A 1,550-nucleotide genomic window follows, 5' to 3' on the forward strand; every position below is an offset into this window, starting at 1 on the left:
GGTCTGAACTGGAACTACCTCGAGGACACCGGGATCCACGAGGGCTACGGCATGCGTTCGCGTCGCATGACCCAGTGGTCCCCGATCGGCGTGGTGGGTTCGATCACCCCGTGGAACACCCCGCTCTACCTGAACATCGCCGAGACCATTCCGGCGCTGATGGCCGGCAACGCCGTGATCCTGAAGCCGGCGCAGCTCACGCCGTACTCCGGCACCACCTATGGCCGGATCATCCTGGAGGAGACCGACATCCCCGCCGGCATCTTCCAGGTCGTCTCCTCCAACGACAACGAGGTCGGTGCGGTCCTGACCCGCGACCCGCGCGTCGACATGATCTCCTTCACCGGCTCCACCGAGACCGGCCGTCGGATCCTGGCCTCGGCCGCTCCCACGGTGAAGAAGACCGTGATGGAGCTCGGCGGCAAGTCCGCACACATCCTGACCGAGGACGCTGACTTCGCGACCGCCCTGCCCGGCGCCGCCATGATCGCCTGCGTGATGTCGGGCCAGAGCTGCGTGCTTCCGAGCCGCATCCTGCTGCCCCGCAGCCGCTACGAGGAGGGCCTCGCCATCCTCAAGGCTGCGTTCGAGTCGTTCCCGATGGGCGACCCGTGGAACCCGGGCCACCTCCAGGGACCGCAGGTGGCCGGTGTCCAGTGGAACAAGGTCCAGGGCATGATCTCCCAGGCCATCTCCGACGGCGCTCGCCTCATCGCCGGTGGCCTCGGTCGCCCCGACGGTCTGGAGACCGGCTGGTACACCAAGCCGACGCTCTTCGCCGACGTCAAGCCCGGCACCGACCTGTTCCAGAACGAGGTCTTCGGTCCCGTCCTCGCCGTCACCCCGTACGACGACATCGAGGATGCGATCGCGATCGCGAACGACAGCATCTACGGGCTGTCGGGCCAGGTCACCGCTGGTGACCCGCAGACGGCGTTCGACATCGCCAGCCGGCTCAACACCGGCAGTGTGACAGTCAACGGCGGCGGCTTCTTCGGTCTCACCAGTCCGTTCGGTGGCACCAAGCAGTCCGGACTCGGTCGCCGCAACGGCGACGAGGGCCTGGCTGAGTACATGGAGTCGAAGACGATCGGCGTTCCGGAGGACTTCACTCCGGGTGATGCTCGGGCGCGCTGACGCAGCCCGGCTCCCAGCTCTCGTGGAACGCCCTCGAGGGGGCCGCGACGGCACTCGTCGCGGTCCCCTCGAGGGCATGGCATGTCCCCCGATGGGACGAAATCTGTCAAACAGTAAGAGAATTAGCCTCTTCTCTTCCTTTGATGTCGGTTGACGGGTTACGTTGCCTTCGTCGCATTCGGCGCCCGGTCGTACGCCCGGTAGCGCCCTACTGAAGGAGTGTTGCCGTGGTCCGCCCCATGGAAGGTTTCCGCGTCCTCGAGGTCGCGCAGTTCACGTTCGTTCCCGCTGCCGGCGCTGTCCTGGCCGAGTGGGGTGCCGACGTCATCAAGATCGAGCACGCCGAGAAGGGCGACGCCCAGCGCGGACTCGGGAAGGTGCTCGGCCTCGACAACATCACGAAGGGCTCGTCC

At 66.6% G+C, this 1,550-nt stretch carries 2 protein-coding genes; both read left to right on the plus strand.

The genetic code is table 11. The annotated features are described in order from the left end of the window. On the plus strand, positions 1-1,137 hold a 1,137-nt coding region (locus tag ACXJKL_RS20855), incomplete at its 5' end, for an aldehyde dehydrogenase family protein (protein ID WP_457208906.1). A 227-nt stretch (positions 1,138-1,364) separates the two neighbouring features. Then, a partial coding sequence (locus ACXJKL_RS20860; protein ID WP_457208907.1) for a CoA transferase occupies positions 1,365-1,550 on the plus strand: 186 nt, incomplete at its 3' end.

It is taken from the genome of Nocardioides sp. P5_C9_2 (genome assembly GCF_054049555.1).